Source organism: Rhizobium leguminosarum, assembly GCF_004123835.1.
Taxonomy (GTDB): domain Bacteria; phylum Pseudomonadota; class Alphaproteobacteria; order Rhizobiales; family Rhizobiaceae; genus Rhizobium; species Rhizobium leguminosarum_M.
This window is the reverse complement of sequence record NZ_MZMU01000002.1, coordinates 199374-217745: the sequence shown is the minus strand read 5'-3', so window position 1 is coordinate 217745 and position 18372 is coordinate 199374. Positions and strand designations below refer to the sequence as shown.

Annotated in this window: 18 protein-coding genes and 1 pseudogene; 14 read left to right on the top strand and 5 right to left on the bottom strand. The window is 60.4% G+C overall.

All coding sequences use genetic code 11. The features are described from left to right. Positions 1-39 precede the first annotated feature (39 nt). The 4 genes from B5P46_RS02475 to oiaX all read right to left on the bottom strand — a co-directional run bounded on the left by B5P46_RS02475 (position 40) and on the right by oiaX (position 4628). Positions 40-981: a D-ribose ABC transporter substrate-binding protein gene (locus B5P46_RS02475; RefSeq protein ID WP_129417306.1), complete on the bottom strand. Its 942-nt coding sequence runs from the start codon at positions 979-981 to the stop codon at positions 40-42. A gap of 100 nt (positions 982-1081) precedes the next feature. Next, entirely contained in the window at positions 1082-1909 is an 828-nt protein-coding gene (locus B5P46_RS02470; RefSeq protein WP_129417305.1) for a phosphogluconate dehydrogenase C-terminal domain-containing protein, read from the bottom strand. Between the two features lie 119 nt (positions 1910-2028). After that, on the bottom strand, positions 2029-3366 hold the full coding sequence (locus tag B5P46_RS02465; RefSeq protein ID WP_129417304.1) for a four-carbon acid sugar kinase family protein: 1338 nt from the start codon (positions 3364-3366) through the stop codon (positions 2029-2031). Between the two features lie 5 nt (positions 3367-3371). Continuing rightward, positions 3372-4628 carry a 3-oxo-isoapionate-4-phosphate decarboxylase OiaX gene (gene oiaX, locus B5P46_RS02460; protein WP_129417303.1) on the bottom strand — a complete coding sequence of 419 codons (1257 nt, stop codon included), beginning with the start codon at positions 4626-4628 and terminating at the stop codon, positions 3372-3374. Positions 4629-4805: 177 nt separating this feature from the next. Here oiaX and B5P46_RS02455 point away from each other — a divergent pair, with 177 nt between their 5' ends. From B5P46_RS02455 to B5P46_RS02440, 3 genes are all read left to right on the top strand, one after another. Continuing rightward, a complete protein-coding gene (locus tag B5P46_RS02455; protein ID WP_027686165.1) occupies positions 4806-5510 on the top strand; it encodes a transcriptional regulator NanR in 705 nt (234 codons plus the stop codon). A gap of 201 nt (positions 5511-5711) precedes the next feature. Further along, positions 5712-6032 (top strand): hypothetical protein, encoded by a 321-nt coding sequence (locus B5P46_RS02450; protein ID WP_129417302.1) that lies wholly within the window; start codon positions 5712-5714, stop codon positions 6030-6032. Between the two features lie 557 nt (positions 6033-6589). Continuing rightward, on the top strand, positions 6590-7117 hold the full coding sequence (locus B5P46_RS02440; protein WP_129417301.1) for a sigma-70 family RNA polymerase sigma factor: 528 nt from the start codon (positions 6590-6592) through the stop codon (positions 7115-7117). Positions 7118-7351: 234 nt separating this feature from the next. Here the strand turns inward: B5P46_RS02440 and B5P46_RS34245 are convergent, their stop codons facing one another. Further along, positions 7352-7603, bottom strand: coding sequence for a hypothetical protein (locus B5P46_RS34245; protein WP_245456091.1), 252 nt, complete (start codon positions 7601-7603; stop codon positions 7352-7354). Between the two features lie 555 nt (positions 7604-8158). On the opposite strand from B5P46_RS34245, the gene B5P46_RS02425 reads away from it, so the two are divergent. From B5P46_RS02425 to B5P46_RS02375, 11 genes and pseudogenes are all read left to right on the top strand, one after another. Continuing rightward, complete coding sequence (locus B5P46_RS02425; RefSeq protein ID WP_129417298.1) at positions 8159-8917, top strand: FadR/GntR family transcriptional regulator; 759 nt, start codon at positions 8159-8161, stop codon at positions 8915-8917. A gap of 23 nt (positions 8918-8940) precedes the next feature. After that, positions 8941-9915 (top strand): sialic acid TRAP transporter substrate-binding protein SiaP, encoded by a 975-nt coding sequence (locus B5P46_RS02420; protein ID WP_129417297.1) that lies wholly within the window; start codon positions 8941-8943, stop codon positions 9913-9915. A 117-nt stretch (positions 9916-10032) separates the two neighbouring features. Beyond that, positions 10033-10605: a TRAP transporter small permease gene (locus B5P46_RS02415; RefSeq protein WP_129417296.1), complete on the top strand. Its 573-nt coding sequence runs from the start codon at positions 10033-10035 to the stop codon at positions 10603-10605. Between the two features lie 4 nt (positions 10606-10609). Next, complete coding sequence (locus B5P46_RS02410; protein WP_129417295.1) at positions 10610-12016, top strand: TRAP transporter large permease; 1407 nt, start codon at positions 10610-10612, stop codon at positions 12014-12016. Positions 12017-12026: 10 nt separating this feature from the next. After that, complete coding sequence (locus tag B5P46_RS02405; protein ID WP_129417294.1) at positions 12027-13061, top strand: L-idonate 5-dehydrogenase; 1035 nt, start codon at positions 12027-12029, stop codon at positions 13059-13061. A 169-nt stretch (positions 13062-13230) separates the two neighbouring features. After that, positions 13231-13492: pseudogene (locus B5P46_RS02400) on the top strand (FAD-dependent oxidoreductase); the annotation flags it as partial. Between the two features lie 258 nt (positions 13493-13750). Next, positions 13751-14944 (top strand): ABC transporter substrate-binding protein, encoded by a 1194-nt coding sequence (locus B5P46_RS02395; protein WP_129417293.1) that lies wholly within the window; start codon positions 13751-13753, stop codon positions 14942-14944. A gap of 21 nt (positions 14945-14965) precedes the next feature. Continuing rightward, positions 14966-15838, top strand: coding sequence for a branched-chain amino acid ABC transporter permease (locus B5P46_RS02390; RefSeq protein ID WP_129417292.1), 873 nt, complete (start codon positions 14966-14968; stop codon positions 15836-15838). A 42-nt stretch (positions 15839-15880) separates the two neighbouring features. Then, entirely contained in the window at positions 15881-16867 is a 987-nt protein-coding gene (locus B5P46_RS02385) for a branched-chain amino acid ABC transporter permease (protein WP_129417291.1), read from the top strand. After that, complete coding sequence (locus B5P46_RS02380; protein ID WP_129417290.1) at positions 16864-17637, top strand: ABC transporter ATP-binding protein; 774 nt, start codon at positions 16864-16866, stop codon at positions 17635-17637. Before B5P46_RS02385 ends, B5P46_RS02380 begins: the two co-directional genes overlap by 4 nt. Then, a complete protein-coding gene (locus B5P46_RS02375; protein WP_129417289.1) occupies positions 17627-18370 on the top strand; it encodes a branched-chain amino acid ABC transporter ATP-binding protein in 744 nt (247 codons plus the stop codon). The genes B5P46_RS02380 and B5P46_RS02375 overlap by 11 nt, the downstream gene beginning before the upstream one ends. Positions 18371-18372: the final 2 nt, after the last annotated feature.

The window sequence follows — 18372 nt, the reverse complement described above, 5'->3', positions numbered from 1 at the left end:
GGAGGGCGCAGCGCTGCGCCCTCCGCAATTCGCGGCTGATCAATTCGTCAGTGCGAAGGTCTCGAGCTTGCCGGCATTGTCGGCATTGATGAGAACGCAATCCATCAACTGCTTCTCTTCCTTCGGCGTCGTCTTGTTCTTGATGTAGGCGTCTGCCTGTTCCACCGCCAACTGAGCCTGCGCATAGGCGGGCTGCAGGACCGTTGCCTTGATGCCGCCCGACTTGATGGAGTCGCGCACGTCGTTGGAGCCGTCGAAGCCGACGACGATCACGTCCTTGCGGCCGGCAGCCTGCAGCGCTGCGATCGCGCCCATGGCCATGGTGTCGTTACCTGAAATGACGCCCTTGATGTCGGGATTTGCCTGGAGGATAGTTTCCATCTTCGAATAGGCTTCCGTCTGGCTCCAGTTGGCCGACTGCTTGGCAACGGACTTCAGATCCGGATAGTCGTCGATGACGTCATGATAGCCTTGCGAGCGGATGCCGGCATTGGTGTCGGACTCCTTGCCCACCAGTTCGACGTAATTGCCCTTCTCGCCCATCAGCTTGACGAATTCCTGCGCCCCGAGCTGGGCGCCCTGATAGTTGTTCGAGACGATCTGGGCGACGGCAACGCCGGTCGCGTTGATTTCGCGGTCGATCAGGAAGGAGGGGATGCCTGCATCCTTCGCCTTTTTGACGGCCGCGACGGAGGCGTCGGCTCCGGCATTGTCGAGGATGATCGCCTTGGCGCCGCGCCCGATCGCCGTGTCGATCATTTCGGACTGCTTGTTGGCGTCATCGTCATGCGTCATGACGAGCGTTTCGTAGCCGAGCTCCTTCGCCTTGGCTTCGGCGCCGACGGCTTCGGCTTTGAAGAAGGGATTGTCATGCGCCGGCGTGATGATGGCGATGAGATCGGCCGCAAAGGCCGGAAGAGCCGTTCCAAGCGCCAATGCGCTGGCAAAAGCTGCAAGTGTCAGTCTGCGCGTCAGTTTCATTGTTTCCTCCCTGTTGTGAATGAAGCCCCTTCTCCCTGGGGCGGCTATACCCCGTCTCCCCGGGGCAGTTGAGGGGGAGGACTTGCCTCCCCAAGCCGGCTCAGGTGATGCGCCGGATGCTTTCGGCGATCTCCTGCGGTTCGAATACCTTTTTCCAGTCGTCGCGCATCAGCGCCGGGATGCCGAACTCGATCGCCTTGTTACAGGCATCCGAGAACACGCCGTCGACTTCCTTGAAGATGACCGCGCCGAGCACGTTCATATGGCCGAGCAGGAAGTCGCGGGCAGCCTGTTCCGGCACGCCGCGTGCCACGCATTCGTCCATGGCCTGTCGCATGACGACGAGCAGCGATGCGCAGACGGTTTCCGACAAGCCCGGTTCGAGCATAGCAAGTTGATCGACCGTGACCCGGTGCGAGCGCATGACCGGGGCCCAGATCAGCTTGGCGATTTCCTCGCCGAGCGCGTAGGCGCTTTCCGGCCCCTGCATCAGTGCGGAGACGATATGCTGCTTGGCGAAGAGGCCGCCGAAGTGGTCCTTTTTCGCCTGCATATCCGTCTCGTCATTGAAAATCGGCGGATGGCAGGGATGGGTGACGAAGTAGGTGAGATCATCACGCTTCGGCAGGTGGCCGGCAAAGGGAGCCGCAGCGTCCAGCGCGATCACCATGGTGCCTGATGTGAGCTTGTCGACGATGCCTGCAGCGACTTTGCCGATCGCCGTGTCCGGCACGGCCAGGATCACCACGTCGGCGCCGTCGAGCCCGACATCGACGGGCACGCAATCGACACCGAGATCATTCTTCAAACGGGCCTTGCCTGCGTCGCTCACCTCGACATGGCGAACGTCGAAACGCGAGCCTTTTAGATTTTTGGCAAGCCGGTATCCCATTTTTCCGCCTGCGCCGAAGAGGGCAATCTTAGTCATGTTTCCTCACCTTTTCCGTTTCTGGATAGGATCATAAACTGGTATGATGAGTCAATCACCATATCACTTAATTCGTATGACCCACGCGTTTTTCTGCGCCAAGCCGGATCGGGAAACCATCAGCGTTTCCTTCCCTCGCGGATCTGCGTGAAATAACCGTCAGTCCCGACCTGGCCGCCTTTGAGGGCGATCTGCAGGCCGTTTGTCGGCTGATAGTCGCCATGCGCAAGGCAAAGCGGTGAGCCTGGCGTCTGAGGCAGTGGAAGGAGCGTCGTCAGCGCGTCGATCTTCAGCTGCCTGAGTGCGTGACTGGATGTGTCGCCGCCGGCGACGACCGCACGTGATAGTGCTTCGTTCTCGATCAGGCGGCGCAAGATCGTGCCGAGCGCGCTCCCGAGCCGGTGACGAGCGCCCGGAAGCCTGTCGATGTCGGCGCCGCGGTCGGCAGACGGGCCAAGCGCGGTGTACAGAATGACGCTCTTGCCTTGCCTGAGCTTCTGGATGCCGGCCTCTACCGCCGCATCGATCGCTCCTTCGCCGGGCTCCGAGACCAGTGCGAGCGGATCGAGGGCGATGCTCTCGAAGCCGTTCTCGACAGCCGCCCGGATCTGGCGCTCGGTTGTTGGCGACACGCTGCCCGACACGACGGCGAGGCGGTCGACCGGGCCGACATCAGGAAACTCGGCGCCGCTGTTGCCGATGAAGCCGCTCCGCCGCCATGAGCTGAGCAGGGCATATTCGACCCCCGAGGAGCCGGCGACAAAACTTCCGGAGCGGCCGGTGACACGAAGCAGTTGTCGGCCCGCGGCCTCCTGCGTCGCCTCGGAGTCGACATCGATGAGCAGGATCCCTTCTGAAGTCGACGCGAGTTCATCGACACGCGCATCGGCATCCGTCGCGGTGATGGCGACGAGATCGGCGACCAGGACGGGAAGGCGGGTCTGCTTCGACAGGTGGACCGAAAGGTCCGCCTCGTCCATCGGGGTGACGGGATGGCGGCTCATGACGGGATGGCGGTCGATTCGGAAGATCCGGCCCTGGTAAGCGGCAAAGAGATTGCCGAATGCCGTGTAGCGTTTCAATTGCGGCGCGCCGACGACGACGGGCACGACGGATTGCCCGAACACCAATCGGCCGATTTCGATCGCCTTGCCGATATTGCCGATGTCGGGGCTGGAATCGAAGGTCGAGCAGACCTTGTAGTGGCAGATCCCGGCGCCAAGCGAATTCAGCCACTCGAAAGCGCGCGAAAGGTGCTCTTGCATCCAGGCGGGGGTCTCGCTGCGGCTTGTCCCGGCGATGCCGATTGCGCGGCAATCCCGAAAGCGTCCAAGCAGTTCCGGCGTCGGAATGTCGAGGAAAAGCACGGTCGACACGCCGTTCGAGGCTAAGGCCTCCATGACATCGGTGGAGCCGGTGAAGTCGTCCCCGTAATAGCTGACGAGAGGTTGATCCATCGCGGTCACGCGCCCTTGCCGTCGCTGAATTTTGCAATCGAAGCGGCGAGCTCCGGATGATCTTTCGCGTAGGTCTCCAACGGGATGTCCGCGACTGCGGCCTGCCAGGCCTGCTGCACGGCCCGAACGCCGGCCGCCGGGCCACCGGGGTGGCTGACGATACCGCCGCCGCAGAGATAGAGAAGATCGACGGTCCGGCCGGTCCGTTGATAGGTCTCCGGCGCCTGTCCTCCCCACTGGCCCGAACCGGCAACCGGGAGCGGGCAATCGGAGGCATCGAATAGCGGCGCGCTGACGGCCTTGAAGGACGAAACGAAACTGTCGTCCGGCTCCCAATACTTGACCCTGATGCCGTTGATCTGAAACTGGTCGACGCCCAGCAGCCGCCAGAACTGCTGGTAGACCTTGAAATCCATGCCGGCGCCCGGGTCGCGCGTCAGCACGTCCCAACCATTTCGATGCGCGTGCAGCACCAGATTGGAACGCTTGCGCAGAAAGCTCATGCCGCCGAAGCCGATCGAGTTGATGTTGACGACGGCGCAATTGCCGCCGGCCGCAGCCACGATGTCGTGGTTGCGCATCATCTCGTCGGGATCGGCATGCGAGATGCCGAAGGCATACATCACCTTCCTGCCGGTCTTCTGCTCGTGATCGAGAATGCGCGGCATGATCGCCGCAACGCGGTCCTTGAGCGGCGAATAGGCCGGGCTCATCAGTTTTTCGTCATCCTTGATGAAGTCGACGCCGGATGAGATCAGCTCGCCGACGAGCTCCGCCGTCTCGTGTGGTCTGAGGCCAAGCGCCGGCTTGACGATCGTTCCGATGATGGGCCGGCCTTCGACGCCGGTGAGGCGGCGGCTTCCAGGGATGCCGAACTGCGGTCCGGGATGCGCGCTTTTGAAGGCGTCGGGCAGCGTCATGTCGACGATGCGGATGCCGGTCATGCCCTTGATGGAATAGACGCCGCCGATCGCAATGGTCATCAATGCCGCGAGGTCTGTCCCGATCGCGTCCAGTGGAAAGGCGATGTCGACATCGGCGCGACGAAGCCGTGTACCGGGGGCGATCTCGGGCCAGGTCGGATGAGGCGCATCTTCGAGCGGACGGATTGCCAGCACGCGGGCGGCGACACGCGATTTCAGCTCTTCGGTCTCGCCGGGGACGGGCACGAAGGTGCCGGTCGACTGGTCGCTCGCGATCTTTTCCGCCATCGCCTCGACGCTGCCGGGCGTTTCGATACGGTAGGTCAGGGTAATCATCATGAAACTGACGGTTGCTCCTCTCGCCACGCAAATTGCCATGGTGTCAACTCGTGATCTGGTATAATGAGTATTCCAAATGATGAAAAGTAGAATCTTCGGATCCGCAAATTTTCGCCGACAGCTTTGTTCTCGACACGGAAACTGTTAGGAAAAAACATTTTGAGCCAGCGAGATGTGATGACCCAGCCCCTCGAACAAATCGTCCGCCGGAAACTCTCTGATGAAGTGTTTGATCGACTTGAGCGAATGATCACCTCGGGCGAGCTTCAGCCCGGCGACGAAATGCCGTCCGAGCGCGTGCTAATGGAACGCTTTGGCGTCGGCCGGCCGGCAATCAGGGAGGCCATGCAGTCCCTTGCCAATAAAGGTCTTGTCAGCATTTCGCATGGCGAGCGGGCGAAGGTCCTCAGGCTGACGGCAAAATCGATATTCCGCCAGGTCGATCTCACCGCCAAGATCATGCTGTCGCAATCGTCGGACTCGCTGGAATATCTCAAGAGCGCGCGCATATTCTTCGAGCGGGGCATGGCACGCGAGGCCGCGCAGCGGGCCTCCGCAAATGATATCGCCGACCTCAGGAACATCATCGAACGCCAGCGAATGTCGCTTGGCCGGGCCGAAGAGTTCATCGACGCGGACATGGAATTCCACACCCGCATCGCGCAGATATCAGGCAACCCGATCTACGTCGCCGTCAGCGAAGCAATGCTTGCCTGGCTGAAGGAATATCATACCGAGATGCTGATCTGGACCGGCAAGGAAAAATTCACGCTCGCCGAACACGACGAAATCGTCGACCGCCTGGCCGCAAACGACGTTGATGGCTCGGAAACGGCACTCCTCAAGCATCTGGAGCGGTCGCGAGCGCTTTACGCGAAGTAATCTTCACGAGCACAGCGTTCGCCGCTGGCCGGCACACCTGGCCATTATCACCCATCTCCTGATCCTGCCTCACGCCTTGACTCGGCGTGCCGGCTGCTCCCGAGCCTACGGCATATTTGTAAACAGCGAGTGCGGAACAATGATGTGACGGTGAGATTGTGGCTAGGCGAACCACGCAAAGATCCCAAGGAGGATATCAAAATGCATATGAAACTCGTAGCAGCTTCTCTTTTCGCTATCGGCATGGCCACGTCTGCTTTCGCCCAGTCCAATCCGGCGCCGGCCGGCGCCACGATCGACAAAAACCAAGCCGATCAGGGTGGCGGCGCAACCAGTGACACGAAGATCAAAACGCCGATGGCAACCGATTCCACCACGACAAATTCCACGACCGGCGGCACGATGAAAACGGATAAGACCAAGTGCCCCAACCCGGTCAACAATTCCGCCAAGCTCCAGACACAAGGCGGCACGAGCAACGCGACCCCAATGGATGAGGCCTGCGCCGCGCATAATAATTAATCGGCGGCTTCACGAAAACCCCGCTCTGTGAACCGTCCAACTTTACGGGGTCAGTTTACCGGGGCGGGTTTTTTCGTGAGGAATTCGAGGAAGCACCGCCGAGGCGGTGACCGTTGCCGGCGTGATGGGGATCGCGCCGCCCCTTTCCTAGCATTTGCGGACGACTGCGCGCTGCGTGAGTTTTCTGTCGGTTGCCTCTTCTTCGGCGAGTGTTGCCTGCAGCTGCGGGAGGTTGTTGAGGCCGACCTGCTTTGCTCATGCGATCAACTGCCGTAGCGGGCGATCTCATAGTGCTCGACGGTCCGCGCGGAAATCAACCGGCCTCGAAAGCGACCGAGCCCTTGAACTCCTCCATGATTTCGTCGTCCTCGGCCGACCGAACGAACTCGGCGATGATCCAACGATTGCGGAAAGCCGGGACCGGCTGCGTTCTACGCAACGGTGGCAGTTGCGAGTGGCAGGCCCGGGGACGGCGCTGTCTATTGACGTTGGTCCGGTATCGTACGGCAACGATTAGGACGTCCAGAACTTTCCTTTTCATCCAAGGGGAAAGAAAAATGACGTCTTTATCTACAGTAAACCCTGCTTCGAACAGCAAAGAAACTTCCGCAATCGAGCTAGAGATCGTTGAATTGACGCCGGCATTACGCGCCTTTGCGAGAAGGTTTCTGCGCAGCGACGACGATATCGATGATCTCGTGCAAGAAACACTGATGAAGGCATTGAACTCGCTCCATCTCTACCACCCAGGCACCTCGCTCAAATCCTGGCTTTTCACCATCCTTCGAAACACGTTCTGCACCAATTATCGCAAGCAAAGACGGGAACCAGCTGGAATGGGCGTGGCGATGGACCAGGTGTCGATCGCGCCAACCCAGGAGTGGGCGCTACGGGAGCGGGAGTTGCAACAGGCACTAACGCTTCTTCCCGACGATAGGCGCCGCGCCCTAACACTGGTGGCTACCGGAACGAGTTACGTGGACGCCGCCAGGATGTGCGGGTGCCGGATCGGCACATTGAAAAGCCGCGTGAGTCGCGCCCGCGAGTCCTTGCTGTTGATGCTGGGAAACCAACTCCTCGACTGACCACGCTTGCAGCTAGGCGATTCGATCGGCGAGCCAGCGTCACCGAGGCTTTGCACATCCTTGGAAGTGGGCACTTCCTTATTTCACCTCAGTCTTGGTGAATCCGCCCCACGCGTTCCAGAGCCTTCACGGCTAATGCCTATCAACTTCGTTGTATGCGAGGCGACTGCTGGGCTCAGTCGCCCGCCCACGGGGCCGGCCAGCCAAACAATGGGGCTCCCGGCCCAATGCGTTTCAGGCGCAATTTCGACGAGTTCGGCGGATTTGCCACTCCCTGTACGGCTTAAACATCTGTCCCGGGAAACGTCTTTCTATGGCGCTTTCGGTAAGGACGATTTTTGCGAAGTCTTCGTCATGAGGCGAAGGCTTAACCCAGGCTTCACTGCGGCTTTCCAGATCAGCCATCATTGCGAAGAGCTCTTCATCCGTCATCGCCTCGAGAGCGGAGGCAAACGCCCGCTCCGCGACAGCCACAAAATATGTCACAGTGCACCTCCTGCCGAGGACGGCGTCTGTGCCCTCAATGCACAGCACGCTCACGGCGGTTTGCTTGTCGGTTACTTTCCAGGCAAATCCTTTTCTGTCGTCGCAGCCGCCGGAAGCCTGTTCTGCGACCCTTCTCTGTCGGACGCTCGAAGAGGGGCCGTGGGCGCACTGGCGACATAGAGGCCGAGTCCGAGGGCGCCGAGCGCAACGACGAAAGCACCTGCGATGGCCGCGGCCGACCGCTGTCCATCCTGTTTGATCATTCCAAAGCCAAGAGCAATTCCCAGGAGAACTGCTCCGCCCGCTACTGCAAAAAGCCAGAGATGATTCATCGGCTCTACTCCAGATGTCGGCCACCGAACCCCGAATGACAACGAAGGTTCCCAGCGATCTCACAAACCTCCGGGTCGAGAGGGCGGACGCCTTCATAGATACTCGTGTCTTGCGTTTGTGCGGCGGATTGACGCACAACTCAAGCAATGCTATTTAGGTACTAATTGGTCAGGCCAGTTGACCAGCTGTGCGGCTGAGGAGAAGCCGCCCGGGAGGCCCACGATGTTTTCGCCTGTTGAATCACGCCGTCTTTATAGACAGGTTGCGGATCAGATTCGCCTGATGATCGCGAGCGGCGAGCTTGCCGTCGGCCAGCGGCTGCCGGCCGAACGCGACCTGGCGGAGCAACTGTCGGTCTCACGCCCGACCGTCCGCGAGGCGTTGATCGTCCTGGAGGTCGAAGGCCTCGTCAACATCCGCATGGGATCCGGCATCTATGTGGTGCGCCAGCATGCTGCGACTGTCACTGGGGCCGAGCGCGAGCCGGTGGAGGGGCCTTTCGAACTGCTGCAGGCGCGGGCCCTCATCGAATGCGCCATCGCCGAAGAAGCTGCCGGTCGCGCCACACCGGATGATATCGCTCTGCTCGATGAAACGCTGACGCGCATGGGTGGTGTGGTCAACGATGCAATCGCAGTGCTCGATGCCGATCGCGCCTTCCACACCGGCATTGCCGCCATCGTCGGCAATGCAACATTGATCCGCGTCACGGGCGAGATGTTCGACATGCGCATGACCCCTTATTTCGCAAGGCTCGCCAGCCACTTTGAGGGCCCCACGACATGGCGCAGCGCCCTGGACGAACATCGGGCCATTCGCGACGCGATCGCCGCCGGCGATGCGGCCGGCGCCAAGGCTGCCATGCGCGCCCATCTGACCATGTCGCAGAAGAGGTTTTCCGAGAGCTTCGGGGAGGAGTTCTCAGGGGAAGAGGAGCGCGGACGCAACAAGCGGCCGTCGAAAGGAACTACCAAGACTTAACCCAAGCTCGGGAGGAGAGAGCAATGAAAAGCAGACTGGCAACGATACTTTGCACTGCAGCCGCGATCATGGCGAGCAGCGCGATCGCGCAGGCCCAGACAGTGCTGAAATGGGCGCATGTCTATGAAACGTCCGAGCCCTTTCACACGGATTCCGTCTGGGCCGCGGAAGAGATCAGCAAGCGCACCGACGGGCGCTACAAGATCGAGGTCTATCCGGCATCGCAGCTTGGCAAGGAAGCCGACATCAACCAGGGCCTCAAGCTCGGGACGGTCGACATCATCATTTCGGGATCGAGCTTCGCGGCCCGAGACTACAAGCCGATCGGCGTGACTTATTTCCCCTATATCTTCCGCGGTCCCGATCACCTGATCGCCTACACCAAGAGCGATGTCTTCAAGCGCCTTGCCGAAGGTTATGAAGACAAGACCGGCAACCACATCGCCGCCGTCAGCTATTACGGCACGCGCCATACAACCGCCAACAAGCCGATCGCCAAATGCGCCGATATGCAGGGCTTGAAGATCCGGGTGCCTGACGTTCCGGCCTATCTGGCCATGCCGCGCGCCTGCGGCGCCAACACGACGCCGATCGCCTTTGCCGAAGTCTATCTCGCTTTGCAGAACGGCACGGTCGAGGCGCAGGAAAACCCGCTGACAACGATCGAGGCGAAGAAGTTCTACGAAGTCCAGAAGAACATCATCCTCACCGGCCACATCGTCGATCACCTCAACACCGTGATCTCCAAGACGCGGTGGGCGAGCCTTTCCGACGAGGACAAGAAGATCTTCGGCGAGGTCATGCAGGAGGCCGCCGAGCGCACGAGCAAGACGATCGCCGGCAAGGAAAACGGTCTTATTGCAACCTTCAAGGAAAAGGGCCTGAACGTCGCCGAGGTCGACAAGGCCGATTTCGAAAAGGCCGTGATGGATAAGGTCAAGTTCGAGGACTTCGGTTACGACAAGGCCGATTGGGAAGCAATCCGCGCGATCCAGTAAAACCCGCGGCGCGGCGCCTTACAGCGCCGCGCGTCTTTCAGACGCGCAAGGACGCTGTAACACTTTGGTTGCTGCAGGCGCCGCGCTCCTTCATTCCGAACTGGAACAGGGCCGATCATGTCGCAAGAAATCCATACGCAAATCACGGCCGAAGAAATCGGTCACGAGTTCGAAGGGCACGCGCCGACCGCAAACGTCTCGGACTACGCCATCGAAGACTGGATCACGCTGATCGTCTTCTGGCTGATGGCGGGTTGCGTCTTCCTGCAGTTCTTCACGCGCTATGTGCTGAACGACAGCTACGCATGGACCGAGGAGATTGCGATCAACTGCCTGATCGGCGTCGTCTTTCTCGGTTCCGTCATGTGTGTGCGCACCTCGCGGCATATCCAGGTGGATGTGTTCTATCACTATATGCCTGCAGGCCTTGCGCGCGTGCTCGCCACTTTCGTCGATATCGTCCGCATCGGCTTCTTCGCCTATGGCTGCCACCTGATGTGGCGTTATGTCGACATCGTGGCGGACGAGCAGATGGTAACCATCGACCTGCCGCGCAACATCGTCTTCTATACCGTTCTCGTCGCTTTCGTGCTGATGCTGATCCGCGCGATCATCGTCTTCATTGCCAATATGCGTCGCGGCTACTCCGTTCTGGAGCGCCCCGAAGAATTCCAGACCGTCGAGGGTTGATCCGATGCTGCTCCTTCTTGGCTCGTTCCTGGTGCTGATGCTGATCGGGGTGCCTGTTGCCATCTCGATGGCCGTCGCATCCGTGCTTTACATCGTCCTTTACGGCGTCGCCCCCGACATCATCGTCGCCCAGCGCATGATCGCCGGCGTCGAAAGCTTCCCGCTGCTCGCCGTGCCCTTCTTCATCCTCGCGGGCAACTTGATGAACTCGGCCGGCGTCACCGGCCGCATCTATTCCTTTGCCGTCGCTCTCGTCGGCTGGATGAAGGGCGGTCTTGCGCAAGTCAACATCATCGGTTCGGTGATCTTCTCCGGCATGTCCGGCACTGCGCTCGCCGACGCAGCGGGTATCGGCACGATCGAGATCAAGGCGATGAAGGATCACGGCTATCCGGTCGAGGCCGCGGTCGGCGTGACAGCGGCTTCGGCAACGCTCGGCCCGATCTTCCCGCCATCGCTGCCTTTCGTGATCTACGGCATGATGGCAAACGTCTCGATCGGCGCTCTTTTCATGGCGGGCATCCTGCCCGGCATCGTCATGACGCTGTTGATGATGATCACCGTCGCCGCCTTTGCTTATAAGAAGCGCTGGGGCTCGGACGCGCCGTTTAATGTCAGAGAGCTCCTGTCGGCGGGAATGGAAATCGTTGTCGTCCTGGCGGTGCCGCTGGCAATCTATCTGATGATGCGCGCCGGCGTATCGATGAATGCCGCAGCGGGCATTGCCCTTGCCCTGCTTCTTGCCCTCGACTGGTATTTCCGCTTCTCCGCCGTCATGGCGCTGATGACGCCCGTCATCCTGATCGGCGGCATGACGATGGGCTGGTTCACGCCAACGGAGGCCGCCGTCGCAGCCGTCCTCTGGTCTCTGTTCCTCGGTCTGGTGCGTTACCGTACGATGACACCCTCGACGCTCGCCAAGGCAAGCTTCGACACGATCGAGACGACGGCATCCGTTCTCTTCATCGTCACCGCCGCATCGGTCTTCGCATGGCTGCTGACGGTGAGCCAGGCGGCCCAACTCTTGTCCGATGCGATCCTCTCGATCACCGACAATAAATGGGTTTTCCTGATCTTGGTAAACCTGCTGATGCTCTTCGTCGGCTGCTTCCTGGATACGATCGCGGCCATCACCATCCTCGTGCCGATCCTTCTGCCGATCGTCCTGAAATTCGGGATCGATCCGGTCCAGTTCGGTCTCATCATGACGCTGAACCTGATGATCGGCCTGTTGCACCCGCCGCTCGGCATGGTGCTTTTCGTGCTATCGAGGGTCGCGAAACTCTCCGTCGAACGCACCACCATGGCGATCCTGCCCTGGCTGGTGCCGCTCTTCCTGGCGCTGATCCTGATCACCTTCGTGCCCGCGGTATCGCTGTGGCTGCCCCAGCAGCTTGGACTGTTGAGATAGGATGGACACGATGCGGACACGTCTGGCACGGCTTTACCAAAAGGGCGATCTCAGGATCGAGACCGATACGGTTGCGGCCCCTGGTCCCGGCGAGGTGCTTCTCAAAATGGCGGCCGCAGGGATTTGCGGCTCCGACCTGCATTATTATCAGGACGGCGGCTTCGGGCCGGTCAGGGTGCGCGAGCCGATTATACCGGGCCACGAGGCATCGGGGACCGTGAGCCAGGCAGGCGAGGGTGTCGATCTGAAGGCCGGGACGCTGGTGGCGGTCAATCCCAGCCAGCCCTGCGGGCATTGCGAATATTGTGAGAAAAACATGCCGATCCACTGCCTGGAAATGCGCTTCATGGGCAGTGCGATGCGCCTGCCGCATGAGCAGGGCATGTTCCGGGAATGGCTGGTGGTGCCGGCCAAGCAGTGCTTTGCGGTCGGAGTTGCGACAACTGCCGCAGGAGCGGCTTGCAGCGAGCCGCTCTCGGTCTGCCTGCACGCGGCATCGCGCGCAGGAGATATCCCAGGCAAACGCGTGCTGGTCACCGGAGCCGGCCCGATCGGCGCCCTGATGGTTGCTGTCGCCTCCTATCACGGCGCAACTGAGATTGTGGTCACCGATCTCGCGGATGCGGCCCTGGACAGGGCCAAAGCGATGGGGGCCAGCCGCACGATCAATGTTTCCAAAAATGCCCAGGCGCTTGCGGAATTCGAGGCGGGAAAGGGCTATTTCGATCTCGTCTTCGAATGCTCGGCCGCGGCCCCGGCCATCCGCGGCGCGATTGCCGCCATCAGGCCGCGCGGAACCATCGTGCAGGTCGGCGTCACGGGAGACGTCCCGATTCCTCTCAACGCCATTGTCGGCAAGGAGCTTCAACTCCACGGAACGCAGCGCTTCCACGAGGAATTCGGTACTGCCGTCGAGCTGATCTCCAGCCGCAAGATCGATGTGCGGCCGATCATCAGCCACAGCTTGCCGCTCGAAGAGGCCACAGCAGCCTTCATTCTCGCCGGTGATCGGGCGGCGGCCTGCAAGGTGCAACTCACCTTTTAAAGCGGCTCGCGGAACTCACACCCATTGCTCGGCGGATGAGCAATCGAAGGCCGCCCGGCCGACGAAGCATTCGCTTCGCCGCGAAGCAGCAGCCTTCCGCTGACCCGATACTGCTCTATCGCCGAGCGGGCGAGCGGATTCGATTCCGGAGTCTCAGGAAATTCTTGACTGGGCCGGTGCTATGGCGCTCAACGCAATCATGTGCCGGCATTCGGTGAGATCGAGCGCGGCGTGGCGGCATGCGGCTGCAACGGCCTTGGAGCGTCGAACTCGACAGCTTCAGGGATCGCGACTGCGGAACTGGCGCTCCCGAACTCGGCCGAGTCTACACGCGCCTCTCTGCGCCTGCGGCATTGCCGCCGCAGCCTTTCACGACGATCGGAGCAAAGATCCACCTCGCCTATCGCGAGTGGACTGCCGGATCCGAGTGACGAGGGGCGACATCGTCATTATCGCCTGACCGCTCGTCCGGCCGGGACGGCGAACCGTTCCGGCAATGCCGAATCGATCGCTTCGCTATAAATAAACGCTATAGCGGCAGAGTGGAGTTGTGTTGGCCAGCGACGCTTCCCTGAACCTACTGTGACGGTGTCAGCGCTGGGCTGACGCGATAAGAGCCGCGGAAAGCGGTCAGGAATACGCTGGGCCATATGCCCAAGCGTTTGCACCCGAGAACATGGAGTGGGAACATGAAACTTACCGTAAGCCGCAGAGCACTTTTCATTTCTACAGCGGTCCTTTCGCTGGCCGTGACCGTCTCCGGCCTGCCGGCGATCGCGCTGGCAGCGGACGGGACGATCAAACTCGGACTTGTTGCGCCGATGAGCGGCCCGAATGCGCGCTACGGCGCATTTTCGATGCATGGAGCCGAACTCGCCGTCAAAGACATCAATGATGCCGGCGGCATCGACGGGATGAAAATCGAACTCCTCAACGCCGACAGCCAGGGCACGCCGGTCGAAGGCGTCTCGGCCGCCCGTCGTCTGATTGACCAGGATGGCGTCGACTTCATCATCGGCGACGTTTCCAGCTCGGTGACGCTTGCCATCCAGCCCGTCGCGGAAGATGCCGAAGTGCTTCTCCTGAATGCGGCCTCATCCAATCCGAAGATCACCTATCAGGCCGGTGTCGGCGGTTTCAAGTGGACCTATCGCAACTATCCGACAGATGAGAACCGGGCGTTGATCGTCGCCAAATATGCCGCAGAACAGCGCGGCTTCACCAAGTTCGCCGTGCTCTCGGTCGACAGCGACTATGGCCGCTCGGCGATCACCTTCACGAAGAAGTACCTGCCCGATTTCAAGGGTGAGATCCTCAGCGAAGACTATTACAAGGAAGGCGAAGTCGACTTCCGCAGCGTTCTCGCCAAGATCCGCGACAATGGCGCCCAGGCGATCATCATGTACGGCCTCGCCGATACGACGCCCATCATCGCCCGCCAAATGATCGAACTCGGAATAGCCGGCAAGGTCGCGCTGATCGGTAACGGCGAGTTCAACACGGAAAAGACCATCAAATCAGCCCCGTCGGCGCTCGAAGGTGCCGTCGAAGCCGCCGCATGGCTTCCGCAGTTCGACTCACCCGAAAGCAAGGCTTTCGTCGAAAAGTTCACGGCCACCTACAACGAAGCCCCGAACAACCACGCCTACGTTCACTGGGATACCGTCAATCTCCTCGCCGCGGCGATCAAGCAGGCCGGCAGCGCTGATAAGGTGAAGGTTCGCGATGCACTCTCGAAGATCAAATACAAGAGCCCGGTTGGCGAGGTTACCTTCGACGACCACAACCAGGCCCGCCTGCCGATGATCCTGCTGCAGATCGAGAACGGCAAGCCGAGCATCAAGGGTGCATATACCGCGGACATTCAATATCCTGCCAAGTAATCTGCCGGGAGGAGTACGCACATGCTCTCGACCATACTTGAGCAATCTGTGAATGGAATCGTCACTGGTTCCGTTTACGCAATCGTCGCCGTCGGCATGACCATGATTTTCGGCGTGCTGCGAGCCATCAACTTTGCTCACGGCGAGTACTACATGCTCGGCACGTTCGGAGCCTGGTTTGCGATCGACCATCTCGGTCTGTCTTACGAGGCGTCGATTGTCGTGGGGGTTCTTGCGACAATTGCCGTTGCCTATGTGGTCGGCCAACTCGTCATGCGCCGGATGGTCGGCGCGCCCGCGGAGTCGGGCGTGCTCGCCACCCTTGGCATCGCGCTGATCCTGCAGAACACCATCATTCTCGTCTTCGGCGGAGGCTACAAGTTCTTCGCCGGAGGCTATATCGAACCGGTTTCCATCCTGGGCTTCAGTCTGGCCCAGCAGCGCATTCTCATTCTCGTCGTCTGCCTGTTGGTGTTCATCGGCCTCGAACTGATGGTCAGTTACACCCGCCTCGGAATGGCGATGCGCGCCGTTTCCCAGAACGTCGAGTGCTGCAGCGTCGTCGGCATCGATGTGCCGCAGGTGGTACTTCGAACCTTCATGCTGGGGGCGGCCCTCGCCGCGCTTTCAGGTGTTCTCACTGCGCCGGTCAATGTCAGTGTCTATGGCGGCATGGGCGAACTGATCACGTTCAAGACGCTGCCGATCATTATCATGGGCGGTTTGGGGAATGTGCGCGGCACTTTCGTCGCGGCGATGATCCTTGGCGTGGCAGAGAGCCTGGTCGCCACCTATGTCGGCCTGCAATTCCGCGACACCGTCGGCTTCGCCACGCTGATCCTGATGCTGATGTGGCGACCACATGGCCTCTTTTCGACGCAGGCGCGCTTCTAGCAGCTGCGCCCGCTATCTTTCTCGAACGACCGAGGACTCGACATGTCTCTCACGGAAACCGCTCAACAGGCACGCAGGCGCGACCTTCGCATACCGCTCGCCGCGGTCCTGGTCGTCCTAGCACTCGCCGCGCCGTTCATCGGCAGCCGCTACATCACCCATTCCCTGATCATCGCCCTAATTTTCATGCTTCCGGCACACGGGCTCAATCTGCTTGTCGGCTACACCGGTCTTCTGTCATTGGCCCAGGCCGCGTTCTTTGGCATCGGCGCCTATACGGCAGGTCTTCTCGCCGTCACCTACGGAACGCCGTTCTACGTCAATCTCATCGCTGCAGGCGCCGTCTCAGGAGCCCTTGCTCTTCCGCTCGGCATTCCCGCCTTGCGTCTGCGCTCGACGTCCTTTGTCATGTGTACCCTGGGTTTCGTGATCATTGGCCAGGCCATCGCCAAGAACTGGATTTCGCTCACCCGCGGCGACATGGGACTATCGGGCATTCCAAAACCATACTTCGAGCTGGGCCTGCTTTCGTTCACGGTGTCCGGTACGACAAACTTCTACTATCTTGCCCTGATCATCGGGACCCTCGCCACCTTCGCCGTCTGGGCAATCGTCCGCTCGCCCGCCGGGCGCAACATGGTGGCGATCCGTGAGAACGAAACGCTCGCCGAATCTCTCGGCGTTCCCACCTGGCACTACAAGCTGATCGTCTTCATGATCAGCGCAGTGTTTGCGGGGGTCGGCGGCTGCCTTTACGCTTATTACCTGACGGTCGTCAGCCCGCTGACCTTCCAGATGTACTATTCGACGACGATGCTGATCATCGTGCTCGGAGGCGGGGCGGGGATGATTTCCGGCACCGTCTTCGGAAGCCTGCTTTTCGTCGGGCTGACGGAGGCGCTGCGCATTACTCCCGAACTGCGCATGATCGCCTACGGCGTCTGCCTTCTCGTCCTCGTCTTCTGGTTCAAGAAGGGCTGCGCGCCGCTCATCAATCGCTTCTGGAATGCGATCGGAGGCGCGAAATGACCAGTCATCTTCCGCTTCTCGAAATCAGGAATCTCAGCAAGTCCTACGGTGCGGTGAAAGCCGTCAACGATGTCAGCATTCACGTCGACCGAGGTGAGATCGCAGGGTTGATCGGACCGAACGGCTCCGGCAAGTCGACCTTCTTCGATTGCAGCACCGGCCTTGCAAAGCCGGACACCGGCACGGTCGTCCTTGATGGACAGGATATCACCGGCTGGTCCTTGAACCGCATCGCCAGGGAAGGCCGCATGCTGCGGTCTTTCCAGAAGACCGTGACTTTCAAGTCGCTCGATGTCGAGGAGAACCTGGTCATCGCTGGTCAGATGTTCACTTTCCCGTCCATCGCATCAACCTTCGGCCTCGGAAAGTTGTCCCGTCAGCGCGTCGATGGCCTCAGGGAGAGAGCCCGCGACCTCATCAAGATGGCGGGTCTTTGGGATGTGCGTCATCAGCCGGCGGGCAATCTGTCGGGCGGGCAGCAGAAGCTCATCCAGTTCGCGTCCATGTTGATGCCCGAACCGAAGCTCATCCTGCTGGATGAACCGATGGCCGGCATCAATCCGAAGATCATCGAACGCGTCGTCGACACCATCCGTTATGCGAACAAGTCGCTTGGCGTGAGCTTCCTGGTGATCGAACATAATATCGATGTGGTCACGAGCATCTGCCAGCGCGTCATCGTGCTCGACCAGGGAGCCAAGCTGGTCGAAGGCCTGCCGGGCGACATCATTCAGGATCAGCGCGTCAGGGAGGCCTATCTTGGAGGGTAACTCGCAACTTTTGATCCGCGACCTGCGCGCAGGTTACGGCAATCTGGACATCCTGAACGGCATCGATCTCGACGTGCCCGCCGGACAGTTCGTGGCGCTCATGGGGCCGAATGGAGCGGGCAAGTCCACGCTTCTCAAAACGCTCTACGGCATGACGACCATCAAGCAGGGAAGCATCGACTGGCGCGGCAAGAATATTGCCGGCAGCAAGTCGAGGTCCATTCTGGGCGAAGGGATTTCCTTCGTGCCTCAGGGGCGCTGTAACTTCCCTGTTATGAGCGTTGATGAAAATCTTCAGATGGCGGCCTATACCCTCCGCGACGCCAAGGTGAAGGCCGACCGCGATTACGTCTACGACCTCTTTCCGATCCTCAAAAAACGCCGTGCGACGCTTGCCGGCAACATGTCCGGCGGCGAGCAGCAACTGCTCGAAGTGGCGATGGCGGTGCTGCAGCGGCCGAAAGTGCTCTTGGTCGACGAGCCGTCGGTCGGGCTGTCGCCGGCCGCGATCGGTATCGTCTTCGACGAGCTTCTTCGCCTTCACGCCGACGGCATGACGATCCTGCTGGTGGAACAGAACACCAAGAAAGCCATGGAAGTGGCGGAGCGCGCGGTCATTCTGAGACTTGGCAAAGTCATCTGGGACGGCCTGCCGAAAGACATCACCCATGACGAACTCGGCGAACTTTTCCTGACCGGGAAGATGCGCGGCGAAACCGAAGCCGTCCACTGAGG

Coding starts and splice junctions, on each gene's coding strand:
- B5P46_RS02475 (WP_129417306.1), bottom strand. CDS start 981: ATGAAACTGACGCGCAGACTGACACTTGCAGCTTTTGCCAGCGCATTG.
- B5P46_RS02470 (WP_129417305.1), bottom strand. CDS start 1,909: ATGACTAAGATTGCCCTCTTCGGCGCAGGCGGAAAAATGGGATACCGG.
- B5P46_RS02465 (WP_129417304.1), bottom strand. CDS start 3,366: ATGGATCAACCTCTCGTCAGCTATTACGGGGACGACTTCACCGGCTCC.
- oiaX (WP_129417303.1), bottom strand. CDS start 4,628: ATGATGATTACCCTGACCTACCGTATCGAAACGCCCGGCAGCGTCGAG.
- B5P46_RS02455 (WP_027686165.1), top strand. CDS start 4,806: ATGACCCAGCCCCTCGAACAAATCGTCCGCCGGAAACTCTCTGATGAA.
- B5P46_RS02450 (WP_129417302.1), top strand. CDS start 5,712: ATGCATATGAAACTCGTAGCAGCTTCTCTTTTCGCTATCGGCATGGCC.
- B5P46_RS02440 (WP_129417301.1), top strand. CDS start 6,590: ATGACGTCTTTATCTACAGTAAACCCTGCTTCGAACAGCAAAGAAACT.
- B5P46_RS02425 (WP_129417298.1), top strand. CDS start 8,159: ATGTTTTCGCCTGTTGAATCACGCCGTCTTTATAGACAGGTTGCGGAT.
- B5P46_RS02420 (WP_129417297.1), top strand. CDS start 8,941: ATGAAAAGCAGACTGGCAACGATACTTTGCACTGCAGCCGCGATCATG.
- B5P46_RS02415 (WP_129417296.1), top strand. CDS start 10,033: ATGTCGCAAGAAATCCATACGCAAATCACGGCCGAAGAAATCGGTCAC.
- B5P46_RS02410 (WP_129417295.1), top strand. CDS start 10,610: ATGCTGCTCCTTCTTGGCTCGTTCCTGGTGCTGATGCTGATCGGGGTG.
- B5P46_RS02405 (WP_129417294.1), top strand. CDS start 12,027: ATGCGGACACGTCTGGCACGGCTTTACCAAAAGGGCGATCTCAGGATC.
- B5P46_RS02395 (WP_129417293.1), top strand. CDS start 13,751: ATGAAACTTACCGTAAGCCGCAGAGCACTTTTCATTTCTACAGCGGTC.
- B5P46_RS02390 (WP_129417292.1), top strand. CDS start 14,966: ATGCTCTCGACCATACTTGAGCAATCTGTGAATGGAATCGTCACTGGT.
- B5P46_RS02385 (WP_129417291.1), top strand. CDS start 15,881: ATGTCTCTCACGGAAACCGCTCAACAGGCACGCAGGCGCGACCTTCGC.
- B5P46_RS02380 (WP_129417290.1), top strand. CDS start 16,864: ATGACCAGTCATCTTCCGCTTCTCGAAATCAGGAATCTCAGCAAGTCC.